Origin of the sequence: Nostoc sp. FACHB-888 (genome assembly GCF_014696655.1) — a bacterium.
Lineage (GTDB): Bacteria > Cyanobacteriota > Cyanobacteriia > Cyanobacteriales > Nostocaceae > Nostoc.
Window position 1 is genome coordinate 1 of the sequence record NZ_JACJQM010000320.1, and the last position, 3,405, is coordinate 3,405.

4 protein-coding genes are annotated in these 3,405 nt (G+C 42.4%); 2 read left to right on the forward strand and 2 right to left on the reverse strand.

Annotation, left to right across the window (positions count from 1 at the left end; genetic code table 11):
* Positions 1–84 precede the first annotated feature (84 nt).
* Complete coding sequence (locus tag H6G26_RS42230; protein ID WP_206757594.1) at positions 85–240, reverse strand: hypothetical protein; 156 nt, start codon at positions 238–240, stop codon at positions 85–87.
* 68 nt (positions 241–308) lie between these two features.
* A complete protein-coding gene (locus tag H6G26_RS40005) occupies positions 309–1,613 on the reverse strand; it encodes a glycosyltransferase (protein WP_190737493.1) in 1,305 nt (434 codons plus the stop codon).
* A 131-nt stretch (positions 1,614–1,744) separates the two neighbouring features.
* Between H6G26_RS40005 and H6G26_RS40010 the strand changes: the two genes are divergently transcribed.
* A complete protein-coding gene (locus tag H6G26_RS40010; RefSeq protein ID WP_199327287.1) occupies positions 1,745–2,413 on the forward strand; it encodes a TetR/AcrR family transcriptional regulator in 669 nt (222 codons plus the stop codon).
* A 158-nt stretch (positions 2,414–2,571) separates the two neighbouring features.
* Positions 2,572–3,195: a hypothetical protein gene (locus H6G26_RS40015; RefSeq protein WP_347242602.1), complete on the forward strand. Its 624-nt coding sequence runs from the start codon at positions 2,572–2,574 to the stop codon at positions 3,193–3,195.
* Positions 3,196–3,405 lie beyond the last annotated feature (210 nt).

Sequence of the window (3,405 nt, forward strand, 5' to 3'; positions counted from 1 at the left end):
CTCCCCCTCACAATGATTATCATTTTAATATTGAGTGAGATTTAATTTCCTCAAAGCCTTATGTAGTTTGAGTCTTGGTGTATTTCATACTGATTCAGGCTCGTCAATATTTAGATGCGTTTGCCCTGGAAAAACAGCAGGATAATCTGCTTCGTTAGCGAGATAATTGTCAGGAGCTACATCGTGACGGATTAACATTTCACATATAACCGGAATGGGTTGCCTAACGTTCCGCTTCACCCGCCGCAGATAACTTCCGAATAGTCGGGTGCAAGTGGATTGGTATACTGCATCTACACATTCGTAACCTATTTGCTGAGAACGGGTTGCTTTGTCGCTGCCAGTTTTTCTAATAACCCTGCTGCAATAACAGGAGAATTATATAAATCAATCTCCATCTTCATTTCCTGTGCCTTTTGTTTATAGCGTGGTGATGCCAGCACTGTTTTCACTGCATTACGAATTTGAGTAGGTGTTGGCGTACTGGTTTTAAGATTGATTCCTACACCTGACCACTCAACTCGCGCACAAATTTCTGGTTTTTCTTCCGTTTGCCCGGCTGCAACCATTGGAACGCCATTTGCTAAAGCGATCTGAACACCGTTAAAACCGCCATTTGTAACCATCACATCAACATGAGGAAGAAGATGGGTATGAGAAATGAAAGACTCAATCCGAACATTTGCAGGAATGGGATCAAGGTTAATTGCTTCAATTGGTTGTCCGCCTGTTGTCGCAACTACTAACACATCCTCGTCGACTAAGGCTTGAATGGTTGGCACTAGTAGATCATTGGCTTGTGTTGCAACCGTTCCTTGTGTTACATGAACTACGGGTTTATTAGCATTGAGGTCTGCCCACCAAGATGGAGCGGAAAAGTTTGTGGGTACTGGTGGAAGAAAGGTTCCAATGAAATGAACTTGAGGTGGAAGCTCGCGGCGTGGGTATTCAAAAGATGGCGTTGTACCCTGTAAGTATAGAAATGGCGATAGAGCAGCACTGAAAAAATCTTGCTTTTTTGCAGATAGGCTAACACTTTCTCGCGTTTGATCAAGATGACGCGTTACATCTTTCATGAGTACATTTCTAAACAGCCAATTCAAACCGCGCGTCTTCAGTTGTCCCAAGGGTGAATAATCGGGTTGCAACCCTAAACCAAAAGGCGCAGTGTCTCGACTGCTGAAGGGTAAAGCTGACATACCGAATGCTGCCCAGGGTAATCCTGTTTTCTCATGAAGCCATGATATTCCTAAGAAGAAGACATCACAGAGCAAAATATCAGCCGGGAACTCTTTCAGAATATTTGTTAAATCCTGTAGCTGTGTAACCGCAGCATCAATAAAACCGTGCTTCAGATAGAACTTAAACTGGTTAAAACCTTTTAAGGCATTCCTTTGTGCGATCCACTCTGCCGGAATAGTTTCTGGCACTGTCAAGTCAATACCTCGACTGATCGACACATGATTTGCACCTGTAGCTTCCACCTTTTCTTTCAATCCCTTTCCGGTGTACCACCAGACTTCATGGCCTTGCTGTACCAACTGTTGAGCAATCGGTAAAGCAGGGCTAACGTGTCCAGTTGCTGCAATCGTGCCAATCAAAAATCGAGCCATAAGAAAATTATGAATTAAACGTTTATTCCATAAGCATGAAGCAGAATCTATCAGCTTGTCAAGCATGAATTAAACGTTTATTCCATTCTCAGGTAGGATGGGAGCATACCCTGAAGAATGAGTAAAAACAATTGGGACGTTCAGACATATCTTCTCTATCAAAGTCAAATCGAGTAACTCGTGATGCAGAAGCGACAAAGCTGCAAATCCTTGATGCAGCAGAAATTGAGTTTGCACAGCATGGTTTACACGGTACAAGAGTTGATCCGATTGCAGAACGGGCAGGAGTCGCCCCACGCATGATTTACTATTATTTTGAAAGTAAGGTTGGGTTATACCAAGCTGTTTTGCAACGCCCAGCATCGCTACTCCACAATGTTTTTCAGGAACTTGACTTGGATCAATTGCCGCCGGATCAAGCGTTAAAGTTTTTGATTCACGCCACAATTCAATATGAAACATCAAATCGATGTAGAGGAATGCTCTTATTTCAGGAGGCGATTCAAAATCAAGGACGGTACTTCAAGCTCACAAACTGGCAAGAACCTATTAGCCAGGTTACAAAGGTTTTAGAACGGGGCATGAACTCAGGAATATTTCGAGAAGTCGATGTTCAGATGACGACACTCAACATTATTGGACTCTGCACGTTTTATGCAAATGCTTATGAAAATGTAAAACACCTCGATCCAGATCAAGACTTCCTCGATCAGGAGATGATTAATCGTTACACACAGGCAGCAATTCAACTTGTTTTAGGCGGTGTTCAGAGCAACTCAATTGTGCAGCCTTCAGAATGACCCTCATCACTGCTTTCCAGCTCCAGAACACTCAATAACTTTTCTTCCACAACAGTAAGATAGGGACGATTCAACTTACCCAACGACTGCAACAGACTTTTGACTGTCTCCAAAGAGCGAATCTGAATACACCCGATTGATGCGATAAGCCTAACGGCATGGCTTCGCTTACCGCTAATCTCCTGAACCTGCTGACACTCCTGGGGCAGATAGTTGAAGGACTTCAGATGCTGCAACCCAACGACATACTCGCCATCCCACATTTTAATTATCACCCATCGTTTCAACTAGGTGAGGCATTGTGTAATCGGTTTGGTATTAACTATGTTACCGAAGTTCGCACGAATGAAACAGGCACATTATTAGAATATGGGGTGTGTGTGGATTCGCTGCATCAGGAGAGCCAAGCCCGATTCAACCCTAACGACTGGGCAAATGATGTCATAATTATTGATGAATGTGACCAAGTTTTCTGGCATTTGCTCAACTCTGGTACGGAAGTGCAGAAGCGTCGGGTATCTGTTCTCAAAAACCTCAAACAACTGGTACAGAATGTTTTGGGCAGCAGTCACGGAAAGATTTATCTCTCAAGTGCCGATGTTTCCGACACAGATGTCAAGTATGTTTTATCACTTGCTGGAGAATATCGGGTTAATCCCTTCGTTATCGTCAACAATTATCGTCACGTAGCAGGCAACTGTTACAACTACTCTTTTGTAACAATGGGCTACTCTTGCTTTAATCAACTAGCCACTGCATTAACAAGTAACCTATCGATATAAACCGAAAACTCCCAAATAACATCACCCATGTTACTGCCATCAGGATAAAACTTAACCACTTATTATTGTGGTAAAATTTCCGCGCTTGCCAAATAATAAATCTTACTATCCCATCTTCCGCACTTCAAAAAGTATTATAAATAATACAAAAATAGTTACTAAGAATATTCATACTATTAAGTATTAATACTGGTAATAGTTATTGGCTGG

Coding starts and splice junctions, on each gene's coding strand:
- H6G26_RS40015 (WP_347242602.1), top strand. CDS start 2,572: ATGGCTTCGCTTACCGCTAATCTCCTGAACCTGCTGACACTCCTGGGG.
- H6G26_RS40005 (WP_190737493.1), bottom strand. CDS start 1,613: ATGGCTCGATTTTTGATTGGCACGATTGCAGCAACTGGACACGTTAGC.